General features: G+C 69.9%; 21 protein-coding genes. 17 read left to right on the forward strand and 4 right to left on the reverse strand.

The window, feature by feature from the left end:
• Nucleotides 1–42: 42 nt before the first annotated feature.
• On the forward strand, nucleotides 43–1011 hold the full coding sequence (locus tag ACQHIV_RS19890) for a helix-turn-helix transcriptional regulator (RefSeq protein ID WP_427896194.1): 969 nt from the start codon (nucleotides 43–45) through the stop codon (nucleotides 1009–1011).
• Here ACQHIV_RS19890 and ACQHIV_RS19895 read toward each other — a convergent pair.
• Complete coding sequence (locus tag ACQHIV_RS19895) at nucleotides 963–1529, reverse strand: helix-turn-helix domain-containing protein (RefSeq protein WP_427896195.1); 567 nt, start codon at nucleotides 1527–1529, stop codon at nucleotides 963–965. The two genes, ACQHIV_RS19890 and ACQHIV_RS19895, sit on opposite strands and share 49 nt — an antisense overlap.
• Nucleotides 1530–1697: 168 nt before the next feature.
• A complete protein-coding gene (locus ACQHIV_RS19900; RefSeq protein WP_427896196.1) occupies nucleotides 1698–2450 on the reverse strand; it encodes a hypothetical protein in 753 nt (250 codons plus the stop codon).
• 59 nt (nucleotides 2451–2509) lie between these two features.
• On the opposite strand from ACQHIV_RS19900, the gene ACQHIV_RS19905 reads away from it, so the two are divergent.
• The 10 genes from ACQHIV_RS19905 to ACQHIV_RS19950 all read left to right on the forward strand — a co-directional run bounded on the left by ACQHIV_RS19905 (nucleotide 2510) and on the right by ACQHIV_RS19950 (nucleotide 12492).
• A complete protein-coding gene (locus ACQHIV_RS19905) occupies nucleotides 2510–2926 on the forward strand; it encodes a MarR family winged helix-turn-helix transcriptional regulator (protein ID WP_427896197.1) in 417 nt (138 codons plus the stop codon).
• Nucleotides 2923–3840, forward strand: coding sequence for a pyridoxal-phosphate dependent enzyme (locus tag ACQHIV_RS19910; RefSeq protein WP_427896198.1), 918 nt, complete (start codon nucleotides 2923–2925; stop codon nucleotides 3838–3840). Before ACQHIV_RS19905 ends, ACQHIV_RS19910 begins: the two co-directional genes overlap by 4 nt.
• Before the next feature lie 97 nt (nucleotides 3841–3937).
• Nucleotides 3938–5113 (forward strand): ROK family transcriptional regulator, encoded by a 1176-nt coding sequence (locus tag ACQHIV_RS19915; RefSeq protein WP_427896199.1) that lies wholly within the window; start codon nucleotides 3938–3940, stop codon nucleotides 5111–5113.
• A gap of 56 nt (nucleotides 5114–5169) precedes the next feature.
• Complete coding sequence (locus ACQHIV_RS19920; protein WP_427896200.1) at nucleotides 5170–6849, forward strand: ABC transporter substrate-binding protein; 1680 nt, start codon at nucleotides 5170–5172, stop codon at nucleotides 6847–6849.
• A 4-nt stretch (nucleotides 6850–6853) separates the two neighbouring features.
• Nucleotides 6854–7837 (forward strand): ABC transporter permease, encoded by a 984-nt coding sequence (locus ACQHIV_RS19925; protein ID WP_427896201.1) that lies wholly within the window; start codon nucleotides 6854–6856, stop codon nucleotides 7835–7837.
• A complete protein-coding gene (locus ACQHIV_RS19930; protein ID WP_427896202.1) occupies nucleotides 7834–8724 on the forward strand; it encodes an ABC transporter permease in 891 nt (296 codons plus the stop codon). The genes ACQHIV_RS19925 and ACQHIV_RS19930 overlap by 4 nt, the downstream gene beginning before the upstream one ends.
• Nucleotides 8717–9688, forward strand: a complete 972-nt coding sequence (locus ACQHIV_RS19935) for an ABC transporter ATP-binding protein (RefSeq protein WP_427896203.1) — start codon at nucleotides 8717–8719, stop codon at nucleotides 9686–9688. Before ACQHIV_RS19930 ends, ACQHIV_RS19935 begins: the two co-directional genes overlap by 8 nt.
• On the forward strand, nucleotides 9685–10608 hold the full coding sequence (locus ACQHIV_RS19940; RefSeq protein ID WP_427896204.1) for an ABC transporter ATP-binding protein: 924 nt from the start codon (nucleotides 9685–9687) through the stop codon (nucleotides 10606–10608). The genes ACQHIV_RS19935 and ACQHIV_RS19940 overlap by 4 nt, the downstream gene beginning before the upstream one ends.
• Nucleotides 10609–10618: 10 nt before the next feature.
• Entirely contained in the window at nucleotides 10619–11668 is a 1050-nt protein-coding gene (locus tag ACQHIV_RS19945) for a sugar phosphate isomerase/epimerase family protein (RefSeq protein ID WP_427896205.1), read from the forward strand.
• Nucleotides 11665–12492, forward strand: a complete 828-nt coding sequence (locus tag ACQHIV_RS19950; protein ID WP_427896206.1) for a PIG-L deacetylase family protein — start codon at nucleotides 11665–11667, stop codon at nucleotides 12490–12492. Before ACQHIV_RS19945 ends, ACQHIV_RS19950 begins: the two co-directional genes overlap by 4 nt.
• Here the strand turns inward: ACQHIV_RS19950 and ACQHIV_RS19955 are convergent.
• The gene (locus ACQHIV_RS19955) at nucleotides 12435–13484 is read right to left on the reverse strand and encodes a LacI family DNA-binding transcriptional regulator (protein WP_427896207.1); all 1050 of its coding nucleotides are present in this window, start codon (nucleotides 13482–13484) and stop codon (nucleotides 12435–12437) included. The genes ACQHIV_RS19950 and ACQHIV_RS19955 overlap by 58 nt on opposite strands.
• Nucleotides 13485–13615: 131 nt before the next feature.
• Here ACQHIV_RS19955 and ACQHIV_RS19960 point away from each other — a divergent pair, with 131 nt between their 5' ends.
• Nucleotides 13616–15694 (forward strand): hypothetical protein, encoded by a 2079-nt coding sequence (locus ACQHIV_RS19960; protein ID WP_427896208.1) that lies wholly within the window; start codon nucleotides 13616–13618, stop codon nucleotides 15692–15694.
• A gap of 6 nt (nucleotides 15695–15700) precedes the next feature.
• Here ACQHIV_RS19960 and ACQHIV_RS19965 read toward each other — a convergent pair whose 3' ends face one another.
• Nucleotides 15701–16723, reverse strand: coding sequence for a LacI family DNA-binding transcriptional regulator (locus tag ACQHIV_RS19965; protein WP_427896209.1), 1023 nt, complete (start codon nucleotides 16721–16723; stop codon nucleotides 15701–15703).
• Nucleotides 16724–16852: 129 nt separating this feature from the next.
• Between ACQHIV_RS19965 and ACQHIV_RS19970 the strand changes: the two genes are divergently transcribed.
• Genes ACQHIV_RS19970 through ACQHIV_RS19990 form a run of 5 tightly spaced genes read left to right on the forward strand, consistent with a single transcriptional unit; the run spans nucleotide 16853 to nucleotide 24075 of the window.
• Complete coding sequence (locus ACQHIV_RS19970; protein ID WP_427896210.1) at nucleotides 16853–19669, forward strand: hypothetical protein; 2817 nt, start codon at nucleotides 16853–16855, stop codon at nucleotides 19667–19669.
• Nucleotides 19666–20880 carry an enolase C-terminal domain-like protein gene (locus ACQHIV_RS19975; RefSeq protein WP_427896211.1) on the forward strand — a complete coding sequence of 405 codons (1215 nt, stop codon included), beginning with the start codon at nucleotides 19666–19668 and terminating at the stop codon, nucleotides 20878–20880. Before ACQHIV_RS19970 ends, ACQHIV_RS19975 begins: the two co-directional genes overlap by 4 nt.
• Nucleotides 20881–20905: 25 nt before the next feature.
• Complete coding sequence (locus tag ACQHIV_RS19980; protein WP_427896212.1) at nucleotides 20906–22264, forward strand: ABC transporter substrate-binding protein; 1359 nt, start codon at nucleotides 20906–20908, stop codon at nucleotides 22262–22264.
• The gene (locus ACQHIV_RS19985) at nucleotides 22265–23164 is read left to right on the forward strand and encodes a carbohydrate ABC transporter permease (RefSeq protein ID WP_427896213.1); all 900 of its coding nucleotides are present in this window, start codon (nucleotides 22265–22267) and stop codon (nucleotides 23162–23164) included.
• Nucleotides 23161–24075 carry a carbohydrate ABC transporter permease gene (locus ACQHIV_RS19990; RefSeq protein WP_427896214.1) on the forward strand — a complete coding sequence of 305 codons (915 nt, stop codon included), beginning with the start codon at nucleotides 23161–23163 and terminating at the stop codon, nucleotides 24073–24075. The genes ACQHIV_RS19985 and ACQHIV_RS19990 overlap by 4 nt, the downstream gene beginning before the upstream one ends.
• Nucleotides 24076–24355: the final 280 nt, after the last annotated feature.

A 24355-nucleotide genomic window follows, 5' to 3' on the forward strand; every position in this document is an offset into this window, starting at 1 on the left:
GGAGTCTGTCAGGTCTCGTATTTGCCGGTGTATGACTGCGTCATGACACCAGCTCCGGGCGGCGTTCGGCGGGACAGCGTCCGGAGCGACGGTCTCGACGCGACCATGCAGTTGCTGAACAGCATCTACCCCAGCCGGGTGCGGCTCGTCGGCCGCACCCGCGACAACGGGTCGCTCGCGCTCAGCACCGCGGAGTACGGCGGGGTCGGCGCGGACCGCTGCCGGATGGAGATGCGGTTCGACGCGCTCACCGACCCATGGCCGGACCTGACCGCGATCTGGCTGGTCAAGGGCCGGCTCGCCCTCGGCGACCGGACCGCCGAGCACACGCTGACCGCGGGCGACAGCTTCCTGTACTCGGTCAAGGACGTCATGCGGTTCCACCCGCAGCCGCTGGAACTGGTCGTGGTCCGGGTCGGCCAGGCGGACGTGGAGCGGGTGGCGGCGCGGCACTTCGGTACCGTACCGGCGGACCTGTGGCCGGTCGCGGGCCGTCCGGTGTCGCGGGCGATGAACACGCACTGGCAGGTCCTGTCCGGGTACGTCCGCACGACGCTGGCCGCGGCGCCGTCGGTCGCGGAGCACCCGCTGATCGCCGGGCAGTTGCTCGAGTACGTCGCCTCGTCGATGCTCGCGGTCTTCCCGAACGCGACCATGCGGCTGTCCCACGTCCCGTCCCCCGGAGCCGTCGGTACGGCGACCCTGCGCCGGGCGGTCGCGTACGTCGACGCGAACGCGGACCGGCCGATCACCGTCGAGGACATCGCCACCGCATCCGGCACCGGTGCGCGCGCACTGCAGTACGCGTTCCGCCGGTACCTGGAGTGCACCCCGCGGGAGTACCTGCGGCGGGTCCGGCTCGAACGCGCGCATCGCGAACTCCAGGACGCCGGCCCCGGCGCCACGGTCGCGGCGATCGCGCTCCGCTGGGGCTTCACGTCAACCGGTTGGTTCAGCCAACATTATCGGGCGGCGTACGGCTGCTCCCCGGGCGAGACCCTGCGCAGCTGAGCGACGACCGTCGCGAGCTCGTGCCGGTACACCGGGCGAGCCACGTCGCAGGTGTGGGTCAGGTGCCGGTTCCGCAGCATCCGCTGGACCTCGTCGACGTCCACGCCGAGTGCGCTCGCGGCGGTCGACAACGTCAGCCAGCCGTCCCGCAGCTTGGCCAGCACGTCCACGTCGGTACGCCGCAACGGCAACTCCTTGCCGTGCGCCGTCAGCAGTCCGGCCGAGATCAGCCGCCGTACGCCGGTCTGCCCGAGGCCGAGGACCGCGCCCGCCTCCGCGACCGACATCCACTGGTCGAGACCAGACTGGACCACGTCGGACAGCAACAGTCGGCGGTGCGACCGGGACCGGGCCGGCAGGTGGCCGGCGCGGACAAGTCCGGCGACGCGCTGCGGCGAAATGCCCAGCAGGACCGCGGCCTGCGCGGTGGTGATCAACGGGTCGTCGACCATCATCGGCTCACCGAGCAGCTCGGTCAGCCGGGTCCGGTAGTCCTGAGCCAGCTCCCCACTCGCCATCGCAAACCCCTCCCCAGGTACGCCGCCATCGCGAGCTACGACACGGGGTCCGGGGTCTGCTCTGCGATGAATTCTGACACACTCCGCGACGAAGTGACGCATGTCCGCGGCCGGCAGGCGAATGCCGCTTTCGGTTTCCGGCGCGGTACTTCGGAAACCGGCGCGGAGTCACTGGATCAGACCGTTCCAGTCGATCGTGTGCTGACCGTGTGCGATGTCGCCGCGGACGAACCTGGTCGGGTCGCCGGCGGCGCGCGGGTTCGAGGCGAGCCACGCCGCGACGCCGTCCGGGTGCCGGCGGTCGAGCTCGTCGAGGTACGCCCGGCGCTCCTCGACGACGCGCAGGTGGTCGGTGGGTGACAGCGCCCGCTGCAGGCCCGGGAAGCTCGCCCGCCAGGCGAGGCACAAGGCCTCGTCACTCAGGTCGGCCAGGTCTGCCAGGTCATGGGCAGGCCGCCGCGCCTCCCCCGGCGCCGGAGCCGCAGCCGCAGCCGCAGCCGGCGGGTGTTTCACCTTGAGCTTCGGCCGCAACGTCGGCCGCAGGTCCGCGGCGGGACGAGCCGTCGGCGCGTCGCGGAACCAGCCGATCCAGTGCGGCACGACGTACGGCGAACCGGCGATCGCGAACAGCCCGAGCAGCACGGCCGTCCACGCGCCGGCCAGCGAACCCAGGCCGCCGAACACGATCGTCCCGGCGCCGGACAGAACGGTGCACTTGGCAACGATCCGCCAGACCTCGCGCGGCCGCCGGGTGGTCTCGTCGGGATTCAGCACGACCAGCGCGATCATCCCGCCGGTCGCCCCGGCCACCGCGAACAGCAGCACCAGCACGGACACCGGCCAGTCCGCCGCTCCGAGCACGCCCGCCACTCCGGCGACACCGCAGAACCCGACCCAGCCGACCCGGTAAACCATCGCCATCACTCGTCCTCCACGCTCGCTTCGCGCGGATTTGTATCGTAACACGATACTCTTACCCCATGACCACCGAAGCACTCACGAAGGCGGACTTCGAGGCGCTGGCGCGGTTCCGCTCCGGCATCCGGCGGTACCTGCGGTTCAGCGAGCAGACCGTCCGCGAACACGGACTGACCCCGCAGCAGTACCAGCTGATGCTGGCGCTGAAGGGTTATCCCGGCCGCGACTGGGCCACGTTGCGTGAGCTCGCGGACCGGCTGCAGTTACGGCACCACAGCGTCGTCGAGCTGGTCGACCGCGCCCAGGCCCAGGACCTGGTACGCCGGGATCCGCATCCCGACGACGCCCGCGCGGTCCAGGTACGCCTGACCCCGAACGGCGAACGCGCCCTCGGCCGGCTGAGCGCGCTGCACCGCGACGAACTGCAGCGGATGTCGGCGGTCCTCACACTCCCCGAGTGGACCGAGGTGTCCTCGTGAACAGCCTCGAGTTCCACCGGAGCATGCCCGGCTACGCACCGACACCGTTGATCGAGTTCGGCGACTACTGGGTGAAGGACGAATCGAACCGGTTCGGCCTGCCTGCGTTCAAGGTGCTCGGCGCGTCCTGGGCGGTGAACCACGCCCTCGGACCGGCCCGCACCTTCGCCGAACTGACCAAGCTGGCCATGCACGCCACTCTGGTGACGGCAACCGATGGGAACCACGGCCGGGCGCTCGCCTACCTCGCGCGGGTCTTGGGGCTGACGTCCCGGATCTACGTACCTGGTGGTCTGCCCGACGACGCGCTGCACGCGATCCGCGGCGAAGGCGCGACCGTCATCGACACCGGACGTCCGTACGACGAAGCGGTCCGCCTGGCTGCCGCGAGCGTCGCGAACGACGACATACTGATCCAGGACACGGCCTGGCCCGGGTACGAGGACGTGCCGCGGTGGATCGTTGCCGGCTACGACACCCTCTTCCGCGAGATCGACGAGCAACTCCCGGGCGTTCCCGATCTGGTCGTCGTCCCGACCGGCGTCGGCTCACTCCTCCAGTCCGCCCTCGAGCACTACCGGGGCCGTGCCAAGGTGCTCGCTGTCGAACCCATCACCGCCGCCTGCGTCGGCGCCTCCCTCCAGGCCGGAACGCCGGTCACCGTCGACACCTCCACCCCCACCATCATGGCCGGCCTCAACTGCGGCACCGTCTCCTCGATCGCCTGGCCCACCATCCGCGACCACCTCGACGCCGCCGTCGCCGTCACCGACGCCGAGACCCGCACCGCCATGGACCTCCTCCACGCCCACGACATCCGCTCCGGCCCCTGCGGCGCGGCAGCCCTGGCCGGCGCCCAGAAGGCCGCCCTGGAAGCAACCCGCACCGTACTGATCAGCACCGAAGGCGGCTGAATCTCCTTCATCCCTTGACGTTGCAGGGACCCGGACCTACATTCGCATTACCGTCTAGAAAGTATCCAGACGGTGTCCCGACGGACCGAGGTGGCCGATGTCCGGAGGTAGTCCGCGGTTGCTGCGCACGCTCAACGAGCGTGCGGCGATGGAGCTGCTGATCGAGCACGGCCCGTCGACCCGGGCCGAGCTCGAGGAGCTCACCGGACTGTCCAAGGCGTCGGTCGCCGAGGTACTGCGGCGGCTCGAGACGGCGGACCTGGTCCACAAGGCCGGGTCGAAGCCGAGCGCCGCGGGACCGCCCGCGCAGCTGTGGGCGATCCAGGGCACCGCCTCGCTCGTCCTCGGCATCGACGTGACGCCGAAGGCGATCGACGTGGCGGTGGCCGATCTCGCCGGGCAGGTGCGCGGCGAGGCACGGGTCCGGACGCCGAAGAAGTACGACGCGGTCGCGGTCCTGTCCGGCGCCGTGGCCGGTGCGTGTACGGCGGCGGGGGTGGCGACCGGCGAGGTCGACCAGGTCGTGATCGGGATGCCGGGTGTGGTCGATCCGCACACCGGGCAGCTCACGTCGGTGCTGCAGGTGCCGAGCTGGTCCGGGTTCCACGTACTCAACTCGGTGCAGGACGCACTCGGGATCGAGCACGTGCGGATCGAGAACGACGTCAACCTGGTCGCGCTCGAGGAGCTGGCCAAAGGCGCCGCCCGCGGGACGGACACCTTTGTCCTGCTGTGGATCGGCGAGGGGGTCGGCGCGGGCCTGGTGCTGCGCGGGCAACTCTGGCGCGGCGCCACCGGGCGCGGCGGCGAACTCAGCAGCCTGATCGTGCCGGACCCGGTCAGCCGCTCCCGCGTGTACGACGAACAGGGCGGACCGCTGGAAGGAATCCTCGACGCCCGCGCGCTGCTGCGACTGGCAACCGCGCACGAACTGCCCGCCCGGACGCCGGTGGACGCGGTCCGCACCGGCTTCGCCGACCCCGGCCGGTACGCCGGGTTCCTCGACGACCTCGCCGCCCGGATCGCGGTCGCGCTGATCAACGTCGTCGGCATGGTCGACCCGGAGCTCGTCGTCCTCGGCGGGCCCGTCGGGCAGACCGGCGGCGCGGGTCTGTGCGAACTGCTGACCCAGCGTCTGGCCGGCACCTTGCTGGCCAGGACGCCGATCGTGACCAGCGCCGTTCAGGGCAACCCGGTGCGGGCCGGGGCCCTGGAGTTCGGCCTGTCCTTCACCCGCGACCGGATCCTGTCGGCCGGCACCGCCGGCCGCTGATCCGCTGCCCTGCACCTTCTCCGCCTTCGCCTCCGATCCTGACCCTGGAGGATCTCATGACCATCGATTTCTCCCGTCGTACCTTCCTCGCGGCCGGCGCCGCCGCTGCCGGCATCGTGCTGGCCGGCTGCAGCGGTACCTCGGGCGCCGGAAAAGCCGGCGCCGGCAAGGGCGCGCTGATGACCCTGGCCTGCGAGAACAGCCGTACGTTCACCCGGAACTTCAACCCGTTCTCACCGACCTCGCGCTGGGCCTCGACCAAGGCCATGTACGAGCCGCTGATGATCCAGAACTTCGCCACCGGCAAGCTCGAGCCGTCGCTGGCCACGGCGTACACCTGGTCGAACGGCGGCCGCCGTCTCGAACTGAAGCTGCGCAGCGATGTGAAGTGGTCGGACGGCAAACCGTTCACCGCCGACGACGTGGTCTTCACCTTCGAGCTGATGAAGGCGAACCCAGGTCTGATCGGCCCGGCCTCCGGGGTCTGGCAGGACTTCCTCGGCTCGGTCTCGGCGGCGGATCCGGGCACCGTGCGGTTCGACTTCCGCAAGGTGTACTCCCCCGGCCTCTACCTGCTGGTCGGGCAGTTCGTCGTCGGCAAGGACGCCTGGTCCGCGGTCACCGATCCGGTCAAGTACACCAACGAGAATCCCGTTGCCACCGGCCCCTTCACGACCGTCTCGGTGTTCGGCGCGCAGCAGTACCAGCTGACCCAGAACCCGCACTACTGGCAGCCGCTGAACATCCGCGGCCTGAACGTCCCGGCGTACTCCGGCAACGACCAGATCGCGGCCGCGCTGGTCTCCGGGCAACTGGACTGGGGCGGTACGGCGGTGGACCCGGACAAGACGTTCGTACCGAAGGATCCGAAACACTTCGGGTACTGGTGGCCGTTGACGAGCACGGTGTTCCTCGCGATGAACACCACCAAGAAACCGTTCGACGACGTGCGGGTGCGCAAGGCGATCAGCCTGGCGCTCGACCGGCAGCGGATGATCCAGGTGGCCCTGTGGGGCAAGAGCGAGCCGGGCAACGCGTCCGGTCTGGCCGAAGGCGCCTTCAAGGCCTGGATCGATCCGGGCGTGGTGACCAGCGGCAAGTCCTGGGTGAACCACGATCCGGCCGCGGCCGCCGCCCAGCTCGATGCCGCCGGCATCAAACTGGTGAACGGCAAGCGCGTCGGTCCGGACGGCAAGCCGCTGCAGTTCACGATCGAGGTGCCGACCGGCTGGACGGACTGGATCGCCTCGTCCCAGGTGGTGTCGCAGAGCCTGAACGCGATCGGCATCACGGTCGATCTCCGGACGCCGGCGGTCGAGACCTGGACCGACAACACGCAGAACGGCCGGTTCGACCTCACGCTGACGAACAACGACCTGTCCGCGACGCCGTTCGAGTTCTTCCGCGCGATGATGTCCAGCCAGACGTACGCCCCGGTCGGTACGCCGTCCGCGCAGAACCTGCAACGGTTCAAGGATCCACGGGCCGACGCGCTGCTGGAGAAGTTCGCCGCGACCTCGGACCAGCAGGTCCAGAAGGGGTTCGCGCGGCAACTGCAGGCGTTGTTCTCCGAGGACGCGCCCGCGGTCCCGCTGTACGGGCAGCCGAGCTGGGGCACGTACAACACCAAACGGTTCAGCGGGCTGCCGTCGAGCAAGGACCAGTACGCCCCGCTGAACAACCAGGGCGCCGGTACGACGTACCTGATCTGGCCCAAGCTCACCTACACGGCGTGATCAGATGGCCTTTCTGATCAGGCGTCTCGGCTTCTACCTGCTGGCCGCGTTCGTCGCGGTCTCGGTCAACTTCTTCCTGCCCCGGCTGGCGCCCGGCGACCCGGCCTCGACCATGTTCGCGCAGTACGGCAAGAACCTCACGCCCGCCGCCCTCGACAGCCTGAAGCAGGCGTACGGCCTGTCGAACGATCCGCTCGTCGTCCAGTACCTGCGCTACCTGGGCGACCTGCTGCACGGCAACCTCGGGGTCTCGCTGTCGCAGTTCCCGTCGCCGGTGACCTCGGTGATCGCGACCGGCCTGGGCTGGTCGGTGCTGCTCGGTGTCTTCAGTGTGCTGGTCAGCTTCGCGGTCGGCTGCGGGATCGGGGCGATCGCGGCCTGGCGGCGGTCCGGCGCGGTCGACCGGATCGCACCGCCGGCGCTGATCTTCGTCGGCTCGTTCCCGTACTTCTTCCTCGCGCTGTTGCTGCTCTACCTGCTCGGGCTGAAGTGGAGCGTGTTCCCGCTCGGGCACGCGTACGACGACGGCCTGGTGCCGGAGTGGTCGTGGACGTTCGTGTCGAGCGTGATCAGCCATCTCACCCTGCCGGCCACCACGATCGTCCTGGTGTCGCTCGGCGCCTGGACGCTGAACATGCGCAACACGATGGTCGCGGTGCTGTCCGAGGACTACCTGGCCCTCGCCGAGGCGAAGGGCCTGCCGCCGGGGCGGGTACTGCGGCACGCCGCGCGGAACGCCCTGCTGCCGAACGTGACCATGCTCGGCGTGGTCCTCGGCGGCGTGCTCAGCGGGCAGATCCTGACCGAGATCGTGTTCTCGTACCCGGGTCTGGGCTACCTGCTGTTGCAGGCGGTCAACACCGTCGACTACCCGCTGATGCAGGCGCTGTTCCTGATCATCACGCTCGCGGTGCTCGGCGCGAACTTCGTCGTCGACTCGCTCTACGTCCTGCTCGATCCCCGTGTCCGGCTGGGAGGCGCCCGATGAGACCACCGCGTTCGTTCTCGTTCTGGCTCGGCGCCGGCGTCCTCGTGCTGCTCGTCCTGGCCGCGGTGCTCGCGCCGGTGCTGGCGCCGTACGGGCCGTCGGAGGCCGGGCCGCTGAACGCGCCGCCGTCGTTCCTGCACCCGCTCGGGACGACCGGCCAGGGCTTCGACGTGCTGAGCCAGTTCCTGTACGGCGCCCGTACGTCGTTCCTGGTGTCGTTCTCGGTGGCCGGGCTGACGACGCTGATCGGGATCGTGGTCGGCCTGGTCTCGGCGTACGCCGGCGGGTGGGTGGACGACGTACTGTCCCTGCTCACCAACGTGTTCCTGGCGATCCCCGGCGTACCGCTGATGGTGGTGCTCGCGGCGTTCCTGCCGCCGGGTGAGCTGACCATCATCCTGGTGCTGACGTTCACCGGCTGGTCGTTCGGGGCGCGGCTGTTCCGGTCGCAGGCGCTCAGCCTGCGGGAGCGGGAGTTCATCGCGGCGAGCCGGCTGGCGCGGGAAGCCCGGTGGCGGATCATCGTGGTCGAGCTATTGCCGAACATGTTGTCGATCACCGTCGCCTACCTGATCAACCAGGTCATCTACGCGATCACCGCCGAGGCCGGGCTGGAGTTCCTCGGCCTCGGGCACAGCAGCAAGGTCACCTGGGGCACGATGCTCAACTGGGCGCAGAACGACTCCGCGCTCCTGCAGGGCTACTGGTGGACGTTCGTCGTACCGGGGCTGGGCATCGCGCTCACCGCGTCAGCGCTCGCGCTGATCAACCACGCGGTCGACGAGAAGGCCGATCCACGGTTGCGGGCGGCACCGATGCTGCGCCGGGCGTTCGGCCTGCGCACGCGGAGCGCGTCGCTGATCACGCCGGTGGTGAACCATGACTGAGGTACTGCGGGTCGAAGGACTGCGGGTCGGCTACGCGACCGAGGACGGCAACGTCCTGGTCGTCGACGGGCTGGACCTGGAGCTGCACAAGGGCGAGTTCCTCGGGCTCGCCGGCGAGTCCGGGTCCGGGAAGTCGACGGCGGCGCTCGCGCTGGTCCGGCTGCTCCGGCCGCCGGGCTTCATCTCCGGCGGCCGGGTGCTGCTCGGCGACGACGACATCCTGACGATGTCCGATCAGCAGGTCCGCGACATCCGCTGGCGCGAGGTGTCGATGGTCATGCAGAACTCGCTGAACGCGCTCAACCCGGTGGCAAGGATCGAGCGGCAGTTGGCCGAGGTGCTGAACCGGGCCCGTCCCGGCGAGCGCGCCGCGGCCACCCCGGCGGAGCTGCTCGACCTGGTCGGCATCGACCGGCGCCGGGTCCGGGCGTACCCGCACGAGCTGTCCGGCGGGATGCGCCAGCGGGTCGCGATCGCGATGGCGCTCGCCCTCCGGCCGCGGGTGGTGTTGATGGACGAACCAACGACCGCGCTGGACGTCGTCGTCCAGCACGACATCATCGGCCAGGTCCGCGAACTGCAGGCCGAGCTGGGGTTCGCCGTACTGATGATCACCCACGACCTGCCGCTGCTGCTGGAGACCGCGGACCGGGTGTCGGTGATGTACGCCGGCCGGCTCGCGGAGACGGCCGCCGCGGCGGACTTCGCCGGACGGCAGCAGCATCCGTACTCGCGGGCGCTCGTGTCGGCCGTGCCGTCGCTGACCGGCGGACCGGTACGTCTCGCGGGCCTGCCGGGGCAGCCGCCGGATCCGAGCGAGCCGCCGACGGGGTGCCGCTTCCATCCGCGCTGCCCGCTCGCCGAGGAGATCTGCGCGGTCGAGCAGCCGCCACTGGTTATGCTCGAGAATGGCCGCCGGGTCGCCTGCCACGTGACGACCAGGATCATGGAGGGTTCGCGATGAGCGCGCCGTTGATGGAGGTCCGCGAGCTCAGCAAGGTGTACCGTCCGAGCGGCCTGTGGTCGCGGTCCCGGGTGAACGCGGTCCGCGACCTGTCGCTGACCGTCGAGCCCGCCCAGATCGTCGCGCTGGTGGGCGAGTCGGGCAGCGGGAAGACGACGGCCGGCCGGATGCTCGCACGATTGGTGCCGCCAACGTCCGGAGCGGTCGACTTCGAGGGCCGTCCGGCCGGCCGGCACCCGGATCCGGCGGTGCAGATGATCTTCCAGGACGTCTTCGGTTCGCTGAACCCGGCGCATCCGGTCGGCCACCATTTGCGCCGCGCGATCGTCCGCTCGCCGCACTCCGGCGACGTCCAGCAGACCGTGTACGACCTGCTCGGGTCGGTCGGCCTGCGCCCGGCCGAGCGGTTCGCGAAGAAGTACTCGCACGAACTGTCCGGCGGCCAGCGGCAACGCGTCGGCATCGCCCGGGCACTCGCGCCACGGCCGCGGCTGGTGATCGCCGACGAACCGGTCTCGATGCTCGACATGTCGGTCCGCGTCGACATCCTCAACCTGCTGGCCGGCCTGCGCGACCAGCGTGGGGTGGCGTTGCTGTACATCACCCACGACCTGGTCAGCGCGCGGTACCTCGCCGACCGGATCACGGTGATGTTCAGCGGGTACGGCGTGGAGTCCGCGCCCGCGACCGCCCTGCTCGACGAACCCCTGCACCCGTACACCCGGTTGCTGCTCGCATCCGTTCCCGGCTCACGCACCACAACCACCGCGCCGGCCGGCGCGCAACCCGCCCCGACGAGTGAGGGCTGCCCGTTCGCGGCCCGCTGCCCGCTGGCGACGGCGAAGTGCGTGACCGACATGCCACCCGTGACCACGCTGCCCGGCGACCGCTGGGTGCGGTGTCACGCCGTCCAACCCTGAGGAGGCGTTCGTGCTGGAAATAGGCATCGACGGCCGGAAATTCCCGCAGGCGGCCGAGCTCGGCCCGTTCAAGCTGCTCGAACGGTGCCACGAACTCGGGTACGCCGGGGTGTTCTTCCGGACCGTCCTGGACATCACCCCCGACCTCGACCAGGCGCTGCTGACCGACGTACGGCGACTCGCCGACGAGCTCGGCCTGCGGCTCGACATGGGCCTCGGCAAGGTCAACCCGTTCAACACCCCGGAGGCACCGGAGGTCCGCGACCTCGGCGACGGCGACTACCTCAAGGGCATGACCCGGATGATCGAGGCGGTCACCGCGATCGGCTGTCATGCCTTGTGGGTCGACACCGCGAACTACCAGCGGCACGGCTGGGGCCTGCACGCCATCGACCGGTTCCGCACCGACGTCACCTGGCCGGAACAACTCGTTGCCACCCGCAACTTCCTGCGCCGGCTCGCGCCGGTACTGCGCGACCACGACGCGAAGGCCGCGGTCGAGACCCACGAGGAGATCACCACCACCGAGATCGTCCGGCTGGTCGAGGACGTCGGCGCGGACGTCCTCGGCGTGACGTACGACCCCGCGAACGTGGTTGTCCGCGGCGAGGACCCGGTCCAGGCCGCTCGCCGAGTCGCGCCGTACACGCTGCTGACTCATCTGCGCGACGTGGTGCTGTACCCGACGCCGCGCGGGCTCGCGCGGCAGATCCGGGCCTGTGGCGACGGGATGATCGACTGGACCGCGTTGCTGGCACCGATCGTCGCCGAGGCGCCGGTGACCGTACTGACGATCGAGAACGTCATCGACCGCGACTTCAACGACATCCCGATCTACGACCCGGCGTGGCAAGAAGGCCATCCGGACCTCGCGGTCGGCGAGGCGCTGGAACTCGTCCGGCTCGCGCAGCGCTACACCGACGACGTCGCGGCCGGCCGCCGGCCCGACCCGGACAGCTACTACACGGAGGCGCTCGACCCGCTCGACTTCGTCACCCGCTCCGCGCAGACACTGCGCGCGACCCTCAGTGACATTCCCGATGAACTGGAGGCCCGATGACGCACGCCCTGAAGATCCTGGTGGTCGGGGCGCACCCCGACGAGGCCGACATGTACGCCGGCGGTACCTCCGCGCTGCTCGCCGACGCCGGGCACGCGGTCAAGTACCTGTCGCTGACCAACGGCGACGCCGGCCATCACGCCCTCGAACGCGGCCCGCTGGCGAGGCGCCGCGCGCACGAGGCGGTCGAGGCGGCGCGGCTGCTCGGGGTGCTGGAGTACGAGATCTGGGAGTACCACGACGGGGAGCTCGAGGCGTCGATCGAGGTCCGCCGGCGGGTGATCGCGGCGCTCCGCTCGTGGCGGGCGGACGTGGTGATCGCGTTCCACGGCGAGGTACCGGGCCATCCGGACAACCGGGCCGCCGGCCGGGTGGTCCGGGACGCGGTCTCGTTCACCAGCGTGCCGAACGTGGTGCCGGACTCCCCCGCGCTCGACCGGCCGCCGCTGTGCCTGCTGATGCCCGACTACGGGTCGCTCGACGGGCACCGGCACGACGTCGCCGTGGACGTCGACGCCACCATCGAGGCCAAGCTCGGCGCGTGCGCGGCGCACGCGACGCAGTTCTTCGAGTTCGCGCCGCACCAGCGCGGGCTGAGCGGCCAGGTCCCGCCGGACGGCGACTGGCCGGCCCGCCGCGAGTTCATCCTGACGTACTGGGAGGAGTTCATGGGCGTCGGCGAGGACGTCCGCCCGGCGCTGGCGAAGTACTACGGCGAGGAGCGCGCGGATGCGGTCCAGCACGCCGAGACCTTCCAGCTGGCCGACTACGGACGGACCGTCTCCGACGAGGAGCTCCGCCGCCTCCTCCCGCTCTTCGGCTGAGTCGACGAGCGCACCATCAGCCGGCTCGGCACGATCGTCCGGCGTTCGGCCGGCGGCTTGCCGTCGAGTTGGTCGATCAGGATCTGGGCCGCGCGCCGGCCCAGGTCCTGGCTCTGCAGGGCGACCGAGGTGAGACCGGTCGCGGACGCCGCGGCGGTGTCGTCGAAGCCTGCCACCGAGATGCCGGTGGTGGACGGGTTCTCGCGGAGCCATTGCAGGACACCGAGGGCCATGCCGTCGTTGAAGGCGAAGACGGCGGTGGGTGGGTCGGCACGGGTGAGGAGGCGGCCGGCGGCGGCGTGGCCGGACTCGGTGGTGAAGTCGCCGCGGTCGGTCAGCGACGGGTCCCGGGTCACATGGGCGTCGGCGAAGGCGCGTTCGACGCCGGCGAGGCGGGCGGCCATCGCGAGGTGGTTCTCGGTGGGGCCGTTGACGATCCCGATCCGGCGGTGGCCGAGGGCGAGCAGGTGCTGTACGACGGCGTACGCGCCGCCCTCGTCGTCGGGGTGGACCATCGGCAGGTGTTCGGCGGCGTACCCGATCACGACCGCCGGGTACCCCTGGACCAGTAGGTCCGACAGGCCGGTGAGGCCGGCACCGCCCTCGACCAGGAACCCGTCGACGAGGCTGCGACGATCGAAACGGGTGAACGCCGACGTCGCGTCGCCGCCCGGCTCGCGGGTCGACAGCAGCAGGCCGTAGCCGCGGCCCGCGACCTCCTGCTCGGCGCCGCCGATCAGCCGCATCAGGTGGTCGTTCGCGAACGTGAAACCGGCCGCGTGCGGTACGACGAGCGCCACCACCTCGGTCCGGCCGCGGGCCATCGCGCGGCCGCCCGCGCTCGGGCGGTACCCGAGTGCCGCGATCGCGGCCCGGACGCGTTCGCGCACCGGCTCGGTCACCGACTGCTCGTCGTTCACCACCCGCGAGACGGTCTGGTGCGAGACCCCGGCGGCGGCCGCTACGTCGCGCATGGTCGGTCGGCCTGCCAACTCCGCCTCCTCGAGGATCGAACGGCCCGAAGCCTTGACGGCCCGGCCTGGGAATCCTAGCGTTCCGTACCGGCGATGTGAACGTTCACGTGCTTGTCACTTTCCCCCGCCCGCTAGCAAGGGATTCCGACATGAACGACCGACCAGGCATCACCCGCCGCCAGGCCCTCGCGGCCGGCGGCGGTGCGTTCCTCTTCCCCACCCTCCTCAACTCCCTGCCGGCGACCGCTGCGTCGAGCATCACGACGTCATGGGTCGGCAACACCTACTCGGGTGCCACCGAGTGGATGCAGGACTTCGTCTTCAACATCGCGGTCACCCCGGCCGGTGCGGTCTACACCGTCAGCTTCTGGGACGAGGCCGGCAACTACGCCGGCATCTACAAGGACGGCCACCTGACCGGCAACTGCCGCGGCGCGAACGGCGACGCGGTCGCCGTCAACAGCACCAACGCCTACCTGTCCGCCGGTAACGGCCTGACCGCCTTCACACTGGCCGGCGCCGCCACGTCGCTGACGTTCCCGGTCGGAAGCCCACCGGCCGCCGCGGCCGCCACCGACACCGTCGTGATCGCCACCGACCGCGTGCAGAACCGCGTCGTGGTGTTCGACGCGAAGACCGCCGCCGTACTGCACACCTGGAGCGTCAACCAGCCGGGCGCTGTCGCGGTCGACAAGACCAGCGGCGAGATCTGGGTGGTCGCCAACATCACCCGGGACGCGAACGACGGTCACTTCTGGCACATCAACACCGCGAAACCCGCGCAGATCCTGCACTTCTCCAGCACCGGTACGGCGCTCGGCGGCACCATCAACGGCCCCGCGGCGACGTGGATCCCGACCTCGCTCGCCGTCGACCGGGACGGCAGCCTGCTGGTCGGCGACAACGGCCCGCGCCGCCAGGTCCACACGTACAGCACGCCCTCGACGACGCCGCGACTGACCCGCAGCCTCGGCACGTCCGGCGGCATCGGCTCCGGTACGCCGGGTGTCGTCACCCCGGACAAGCTCTGGGGCATCGCCGGCGTCGGCGGCGACGCGGCCGGGAACGTGTACGTCGCGCTGTCCGAGTTCGGCTCCTGGCTGCGCAAGTACGACCCGAACGGCACCCTGGTCTGGGAACTGATGGGCGCCGAGTTCGTCACCACCGCGGACTTCGACCCGGCCTCGGACGGCAAGGACATCTACAGCCAGCAGAACCACTACCGGATGGACTACACCAAACCGCCCGGCAGCAACGCGGCCTGGATCGGGCACTCGCTCGACTCAGTCCGCTACCCGCAGGACGCGCGGCTGTACCTCCCCGGCCACCAGCACCACATCTCGTCACCGTTTCTCAAACGCCTCGGCGGCCGGCTGTACCTGTACGCCACCGGCATGTACGCGTCCCACCTGGTCATCTACCGGTACGACGGGGAGATCGCCCGCCCGTCCGGCGCGATCTTCAAGGCACACTGGACCGGCGACGACCCGACCTGGCCGCCGTACCAGCCCGCGACCGGTGAGTGGATCTGGCGGGACGCGAACGGCGACGGGAAGTTCACCGCCGACGAGTACCTGCAGACCGGCACCGGGCAGAACTCCCCCGGCAACTGCTGGGTCTGGTACGTCGACGACCGCGGCGACATCTGGGAGGGCGGCGACCGGGACCTGCGTCGGTATCCGCTGAAGGGGTTCGACAGCTTCGCCAACCCGATCTACGACTACGCGAGCCGGGTCACGATCCCGCTGCCCGCACCGTTCAAGGTGGTACGCCGGTTGCACTACGACGTCGCCACCGACGTGATGTACATGTCCGGCTACACCGCCGACCAGCCGTTCGACAACGCGTACTGGAAGGAGTGCGGCAAGGTCCTCGCCCGGTACGACCGCTGGAGCACCGGGAACACCACGCCGACCTGGACCATCCTGCTCCCGTGGGACACGACCGCGACACCACTGGTCACCACGGTGTCGTGGGCACCGGCGGGCGACTACATCTTCAGCTGCGGCGTCGCGACCCGGGGCAAGGTCTGGGCCTGGCGGGCGGCGACCGGCGCGGCCGCGGGAAACTGGTTGCCCGGAGCAAACGTCGGCGGCGTCGACCGGACCGGCTGGGTCGACGTACCGTACGGCCTGAACGCCGCGCAGCGGTCCGACGGGTCGTACCAGGTCACGGTCGAGGACGACCTGTTCAACAAGGTGCTGGTCTACAGCTGGATCCCCGGCTGACCGTGATCAGGTCGACTGGCGTTGCACCAGGTCGGTGCCGAACAGCGTCGCCTGCGGCGGCTGGTCCGGGTTCGCGATGCGGTCCAGGATCAGCTGCGCCGCGGCCTGCCCCTGGCGGCGGATCGCGACCGCGATCGTGGTCAGTGCCGGCCGCACCAGCGCCGCCGCGTCGATGTCGTCGAACCCGACCAGCGCCACATCCTCCGGTACGCCGAGACCGCGGTCGAGCGCCTCCTGCATCGCCCCGATCGCGACGAAGTCGTTGGTGCACACAACGGCCTGCGGCGGACGGTCGAGCGCGAGCAGCCGGTCCATGCCGGCCGCGCCGCCTTCCCTGCTGATCGCACCGTGCACGACGAGCTCGTCGTCGATCCGGATCCCGGCCGCCGCCAGCGCGGCACGGTACCCGGCGACCCGATCGGCGGGCGGCCCGACGTCGCTCGGCCCGGTGATGAAGCCGATCCGGTCCCGACCGCGGGACAGCAGGTGCTCGGTCGCCAGCCGGCCGGCGCCGACGTCGTCCGTGGTCACGGTGCTGATCCCGGGGTACGGCGAACGGTGCCCGAACAGCACCACCGGCACGCCGGCGTCGACCGCGGGCTCCGCGTCGGTGTGGTCGTCGTAGTACCCGGAGATGCAGATCCCGTCGACCCGGCGGGCGAGCATCTGCTCGACGATCTCGCGGCGGGACACGGGTTCGGCGTCGGAGCTGCAGATCAGCGCCTGGTAGCCCTTCGGCGACAGCACGTCCTGCATCCCGCGGGCGAGCTGCGGGTAGAACGGGTTGGTGATGTCCGGGACGATCACGGCGACCGTGGTGGTCGGCTGGCCGCGCAGGCTGCGGGCGGCCTCGTTCGGCCGGTAGCTGAGCTCCTCGATCGCGCGCTGCACCTTCTCGCGGGTCCGCTCGGACACCGGACGGCGGCCGCTGAGCGCGTGCGACACCGTGGTGATGCTGACGCCGGCCAGCGCGGCGACGTCCACGATCCGCACGCGCTGCTTGCCATCGGCAAAACGTCTTGCTGTCATGCCAGAAAGTATGCCATCGCCGAATCCCTTGATTTCAAGGGCGCTCTTGACAGCGTTGTCCACGTCCTTCAGAGTCGAACCACTCCAAAGCGCAAAACGTTCTGCCCACTCCTGCGGAGGTTGGCCCCCATGCCCGAAATCCCGCCCATCACCCGCCGCCGTGCCCTCGGGTACGGCGCCGCCACTGCCGCCGGCGCCGCCCTCGCGTCGACGCTCACCGCCGTACCGAGTCAGGCCGCCGTCACCGTCGCCGCGGCCGACGACCCGTCGGTCACCTTCACCGCCGCGTTCGACGACGTGACCGCGCTGTACGTCACCCCGGCCGCGCCCGAGCTGGTCGTCACGGTCGCGTCGAAGGTCGCGCTGACCGGCACCATCAGCTGGAAAGTCCTTGCCCACGGCACCGAAGCGGCCGGCACCGGCAGCGCGCCGGTGAGCGTCGCGGCCGGCGGCACCGGCACGGTCCGTTCCGCTCTCGGACCGCGCACCCCGGACTTCTACGCCGTCCAGGTCGACCTCACCGACGGCACCGGCAAGACCCTCGCCACCCGCACCCTCGGCCTCGGCGTCCTGCACCCGCCGGCCGCCGGGCTGCGCCCCGGATCGTCGTTCGGTCTCGGCCTGCGCGGCGAGTCCGATCCCGTGATCACCAAGCGGATCGCGCAGCGGATGGGCGCCAAGTGGACCCGCGGCATCCTGTCGATCTGGCCGGACGCGGTCTGCACCGCGCCCGGCAAGTTCTGGAACCAGGCAGCGATCGACAAAGCCCGCGCCGAGGTCGCCGAGTGGCGCTCGTACGGCATCGAGCCGATCGGGTTCCTCGCCTACAACATGTGGTGGAACGTCGCCCCCGGCCCCAACGGCGAGGCGCTCAGGCTGCACCAGAACAAGCCACTCGACCTGAACGCGCACATCGAGATGACCTACCGCGCGATCGCCCCGATGCAGGACCTGGTGAAGAACTGGGAGATCTGGAACGAGCCGTGGGTGCACGGCTGGACCTGGAAGACCGGCGACGCCCAGGACTACCGCGACCTGCTCAAGCGGACCTGGGACCGGATCAAGCCGGAGTTCCCGGACGTGAACCTGATCGGCGGCGGCTCGGTCCCGTACCAGCGCGACGTCGTGTACGCGAAGGGCTCCAAGGACATCGGGTACCTGGACGGCTCGATCAACCACGCGTACGGCGTACCGGACCCGGTGCAGTACGCGCTGACCAAGGTCCAGATCAAGATGGACAAGCTCTGGTCGAAGACGAACGGCCGCGCGGGCCAGTGGCAGACCGAGCTCGGTACGGCGGCGGACTCGTTCCCCGGTCTGCCGTTGGAGGACGTGCCGTACGCCGTCGCGCGGACGGTGGCACCGACGTACCTGCTGCATCTGCTGGCGGGTGCCGAGGAAGAGTCGCCGATGAAGGTGTTCTGGTTCTCGCTGTCGTACGACAAGGGGTACTCGGGCGACACGTTCAACATCTACGACGTCGGCACGAAGACGCCGCGGCCCGCGGTGATCGCGTACTCGGCGATGACGAGCCGGCTCGAGGACTCGCGGATGCTGCGGGAGCTGTACCCGGACGCGCGTTCCACCTGGGGTTTCCTGTTCGAGGACGGCGACGGGCACGGTCGTGCGGCGTTGTACTCGGTCCCTCGGCAGGCGGACGGTTATGCCCATCCGGAAAGCGGTTACCGTGGCACGCTCACGCTGCCGGACGCGCGGGGCATCAAGGTGTACGACTACCTCGGCCGCGAGCTCAGCGACGGGCGCGCGCCGCAGGTCACGCTGCCGGTGAACCCGTGGGAGGTGCTGTACTTCGACAGCGACCGCTCACCCGAGCAGCTCGCGGCGGCGCTGACCAGGTCGGCGCGCTTCGACTACGAGACGCCGCTGGACATCCGGCCGCTGTCGTTCACCCGCCCGATCGACGCGTCCGGCGCGCTCGAGGTCCGGGTCGAGAACGTCACGCCGCAGCCGGTCAGCGCGCTGCTCTCGGTGCAGGCACCGGCCGGGTGGGTACTGCGCACGCAGCAGCTGGAGGTCGACGACGTACAGCCTGGTGAGGTGCGTACCGTCCGGTTCCCGGTGGTTGCCTATCGCAACGAGCCGTCGAACAAGTACCTGATCACGTACGACGCGAAGATCGCCGGCGCGGCGAAGATCCGGCAGACCGGTGCGCAGGAGATCCAGCTCGCGTACGCGCCGTACCGGCAGATCACCGTCGGCGGGGACGCCTCGCAGTGGGCGGGGATCGCGGGCGTCAGCGTGGTGAACACGGCGGCGAGCGGCGACCGGAAGGAGTACCGGCTGTGGTCGGCGTGGGACGAGCAGAACTTCTACGTGCGCGCCGTACTCGAGGACGCGGTGCACTTCGGGAACAAGCCGTTCCCGCAGGATCCGTACTCGTTCCCGTTCAAGGCGGACAGTCTGCAGCTCGCGTTCGATGCCGGCGCGAAGCCTGACGATCTGCTCGCCGGGGATCCGCACTCTGCGAAGTGCGGTGGGTCGTTGTCGCATCTGTACGTCGCGACGCTGGCGCAAGGCGGGGTGTCCGAGCTGCATCGGCAGGCCGCGCCGGGGACGAACTACCAGACGTTCTATCCGACCAACGCGCCGTTGGATCCGCCGCTCGGATTGCTGACGGTCGACGAGGGGCGGGCGCTGGTCACGCGGGACGAGACCGCGAAGACGACGACGTACGAGGTCGCGATCGCCTGGGACCAGTTGCCGGAGTTGGCTCGGCAGGCGGCTGCGCTGGCGCCGGGTGAGCAGGTGCGCACGACGTTCGCGTTCGCGGTGGCCGATGCCGGGACGGGCGGGCACGGGATGACGTACTGGACCACGGCCAACGGGCCGCTGACCACCGGGTGCTACAACTTCGCGCCGTTCTGGGGCACCGGCGGACTGGCCCTCGGCGGCCGGGTCGACACTCCGTGGGGGCTCGGGCGATGAATGAGCCACCGTGGGCGGGGTCCGACGTGCGGATCACCGACGTACGGGCGTTCCTGACCGCTCCGGAGGGGACCACGCTGGTGGTGGTCCGGGTCGAGACGAGCGAGCCGGGGTTGTACGGCGTGGGGTGTGCGACGTTCACGCAGCGGGCGAACGCGGTCGCCACGACGGTGACCGACTACCTGGCGCCGCAGCTGATCGGGCGGGATCCGGCGGAGATCGTCGACATCACCACGATCCTGCATCTGAGTGGGTACTGGCGCTTCGGGCCGGTGCTGAACAACGCGATCTCCGGTGTGGACATGGCGTTGTGGGACATCAAGGGCAAGCTCGCCGGGATGCCGGTGTGGCAGTTGCTCGGCGGCCGCACCCGCACCGCCGTCCCCCTCTACGCCCACGCCTCCGGCCGAGACCCCCAGGAAGTAGCCGACGAAGTACGCGCACTACAAGCGGCGGGCTACAACCACGTCCGATGCCAGGTCGCAGTCCCCGGAGGAAGCACCTACGGCGCTCCCGCTGCCGGTTCTACGACTGGTGCTTGGGATCCGAGGAAGTACGCACGGACCGTCGTGGGGTTGTTCGAGCACCTCAGGCAGGAGGTTGGGGATGAGGTTGAGCTGATTCATGACGTGCATGAGCGGGTGGCGCCTGTGGATGCGGTTGGGATGGCTCGGGAGTTGGAGCCGTATCGGTTGTTCTTTCTGGAGGATCCGGTGGCGCCGGAGGACCTGAACTGGTTGCGGCGGCTGCGGGAGCAGTCGTCGATCCCGATCGCGATCGGCGAGCTGTTCACCAACCCCGCCGAGTACCGCCCGCTGCTGGCCGAAGGGCTGATCGACTTCGTCCGGGTGCACGTGTCCGCGATCGGCGGGCTCACCCCGGCCTGGCGGCTGGCCGTCGCCTGCGACCTGTTCGGCGTACGGACCGCCTGGCACGGCCCGGGCGACGTGTCCCCGATCGGCCACGCGGCGAACCTCGCCCTCGACCTGGTCAGCCCGAACTTCGGCATCCAGGAGCAGCACCCGTTCAGCGCCGAGGCCGAGGAGGTGTTCCCCGGCGTACCGCAGCCGCGGGACGGTCACCTCTGGCCGAGCGACCGCCCCGGCCTCGGCGTCGACTTCGACGAACGGGCCGCCGACAAGTACCCACCCCCGCCGCGCGACCGGTGGAAGCCGCCCCGCCGCCCCGACGGCGCCGTACAACGCCCCTGAATACCCTTTCTGGAAAGGACATCCGATGAGAGCAAGAATCCCGGCGCTGCTGCTGTGCGGCAGCCTCGCGCTGGCCGCGACGGGCTGTACGGTCGGCGGCCCGTCCGATTCCGGTGCCGCGGGCAACGGTCAGCAGAAGACCCTGGTGGTCGCCGAGTGGACGAACCCCTCGGCGATCGAAGCGACCAAGAAGATCAACGCGATCTTCGAGAAGGAACACCCCGGCGTCACGGTCAAGCTCGAGAACGCCCCCACCGCCGCCGGCGCCTGGGGCACGCTCACCAACAGCCTGCTGTCCGCGAAGTCGGTCGACGTCCTCGCGCAGTTCGCACCCACCCCGGCGAAGTTCCCGCCGGCCGACACCGGTCTGAAGTCGTCCGGCTCGGCGGCGCTGATCACCGCGGGCCAGATCACCGACCTGTCCGGCCAGGACTTCATGAAGTCGTACGACCCGGTACTGCAGAAGTACGGCGCCGGCTACAACGGCGGCATCTACGGCGTGGTCGCCGCGGAGTACATCGGCCACGGCGCGGTCTGGTACAAGAAGGACCTGCTGGACAAGTACGGCGTGAAGGTGCCGACGACGTACAGCGAGTTCGTCGCCGCGCTGAAGAAGTTCAAGGACGCCGGCAAGACGCCGATCTTCGTGGCCGGCAAGGACGGCCTGCAGGGCATCGTGTACGGCGGCGCCGTACAGCAACTGCTGATGAAGGGCCAGACCGGCGCCGACTCGACCGCGGTCAGCGACCAGCGGGCGAAGGACTTCTGGGCCGGTACGAAGAGCTGGAACGACCCGCTCTACAAGGAAGCGGCGACCAAGTACACCGACGTGATGCAGTACATCGAGCCTGCCGCGTCCGGTGTCGCGCAGCTGACCGCGCCGGGTGTCTGGGCGGCGAAGTCCGACGACTTCCCGTTCTTCCTCGACGGGTCCTGGGACGGCAACACGATCAAGGAGGCGAACCCGGACCTGAAGTTCGGCTTCTTCGTGATGCCGGCCACCGACGACGCCGCGAACAACCGGATCCCGGTGAAGGCCGACCTGACGTGGATGGTGCCGACCTGGGCGCCGAACAAGGACCTGGCGATGGACTGGCTGCGAACCTTCTCCCGCCCGGAGAACTACAAGCTCTGGCTCGACGCCACCGGCTCGACCTCGACCCAGCCGGGTGTCACCTCGTCCACGCTGCCGTGGATGGACTGGCTGAACGAGCACAGTGACCAGCGGTTCGTCGCGCTCACCGACCCGTGGATCCCGGCCGGTGCGCCGCCGGAGGCTGCCGGGCCGGACCTGACCAAGATGACGCCGTTCGGCAAGCAGAGCGTCGACGATGCGCTGAAGGGCGCGGCTACGGCGTACCAGAAGTCGGTGGGGAAGAAGTAGATGACGACCTGTCCGTTCGGCACCCGCCGGACCCGCCGCTGGATCCCCTGGCTGTCGATCGCGATCCCGGGGATCGGCTGGCTGGTGTTCGGGCTGTACCCGTCCGTCGCCACGGTCGGCTACTCGTTCACGAAGTACTCCGGGCTCCCGGGCACCGCGCTCAACGTCTGCGGGCTGTGCAACTACCGGGACGCCTTCACCACGATGCTGCCGGACGTCGCGGGCAGCCTGAAGGTGACGATCATCTATGTGATCGCGGTGACCCTGCTGCAGAACGGGGTGGCGCTCGGACTCGCCGTACTGCTGAAGGAGAAGCGCCCGCTGTACGGGTTGTACCGGGCGCTGATCTTCATGCCGCAGATCTTCAGCGTCGCGGTCGTCGGCGCGATCTTCTCGCTGCTGCTCGACCCGTACAGCGGGCCGGTGGCGCACTTCCTGCACTCGGCGTTCGGCATCACGTCGTCGTTGCTCGGGTCGACGACGCTCGCGCTGCCGCTGGTGATCGTGGTGAACGTGTGGATGTTCACCGGGTACTCGATGCTGATCTACATCGCCGGGCTGCGGCACATCCCGAAGGAGGTGTACGAGGCCGGCGCGCTGGACGGCGCCGGCCGGTGGGCGGTGTTCCGGCACATCAGCTGGCCGCTGCTCGCGCCCGCGACCACGGTCAACGTGTTCCTCACCGCGATGGGTTCGATCGGTGAGTTCGCGCTGATCCTGGTGCTGACGAACGGCAACTTCGGCACCCGGACCCTGGGGCTCTCGATGTTCACCACCGCGTTCGGCAGCAACTCGCAGCTCGGGTACGGCTCGATGCTGGCGATGCTGCAGTTCTTCCTGACCCTCGTGATCGGCGGCGGCCTGCTCGTCGTACTGCGCCGGCGGGAGGTGTCGATGTGACCGCGACAGTTGCCGCGACCGCACGTCGCCGTACCGTCTCCGTTGCTCAAGGCGGGAGCAAGCGAGGGGCCGGGTGGTACACCAGTCAGGCCGCCTGTCTGGTGATCTCGGTCGGGATGTTCGCGTTGCCGGTGATCTATCTGGCGTTGCAGTCGGTGAAGCCGTACACGTCGTTCCTCCGCGACCCCACCGGCCTGCCGTCGGTGGTCAGCGGGGCGAACTTCAGCCAGGCCTGGACGCAGGGCGACTTCGGCCGGCAGATGGTCAACAGCCTGGTGTACGCCGTGGTGCCGGGCGCGATCACGCTGCTCCTCGGGGTGTTCCTCGCGTTCCCGATCTCGCGCGGGTACTTCCGGCACTCGAACGCGCTGTACGGGTTCTTCGTGTTCTCCGGATTCCTGCCGGGCGGGCTGATCCCGTTGTTCGTGGAGGCGCAGGCGCTGCATCTGTACAACAGCATGGTCGGATACCTGATCATGACGAGCCTCGCGGGTGCCGGGTTCTTCTTCTTCGTCGGCTACATCAAGGGGATCCCGCGGGAGCTCGACGAGGCGGCGGCGATGGACGGCTGCGGGTACGTCCGGTTCATCCTGCAGATCATCGTGCCGCAGATGAAGCCGGCGCTGGCGACGTTCGGGATCTTCGGCTTCATCGGCAGCTGGAACAACCTGATCCTGCCGCTGGTGATGCTGTCGGACTCGAAGTTGTGGCCGGTGACGCGTGGGCTGTACTCGTTCTTCGGCGAGTACAGCCAGAACTGGCCGCTGATCGCGGCCGGGACGCTGATCGTCGCGGGACCGGTGATCGTGGTGTTCGCGATCCTGCAGCGCTACCTGGTCGAGGGCGTGGCCGGCGGCGCGATGGCCGGCAGCCGCGGCGTCGCGCAACCGGCCGTGGACACCGACCAGTGATCAGCTGGCAGCCCGGAGCTCGGAGCATCCGCTTCGAGCTCCGGGATCGCCTCGACCACCCCGAGTTCAGCTGGCCCCGCACGCTGCTGACCTACCACGTGCGCTGGCCCGTCCCGACCTACACTCAACTCCAACTACTCGACGACTCCGGCACCCCGGTCCCCTTCCAACTCTCAGAAGTACGCCGAGAACAAGGCCGCCTGGCCGAAGCATCCGTCTCCCTCCTCACCGACCTGCCCCCAGGCAAAACCCGAGCCTTCGAGCTACGCCCTGGCCCTCC

This window comes from Kribbella polygonati, from assembly GCF_050320105.1.
In the GTDB taxonomy this organism is placed as follows: Bacteria; Actinomycetota; Actinomycetes; order Propionibacteriales; family Kribbellaceae; genus Kribbella.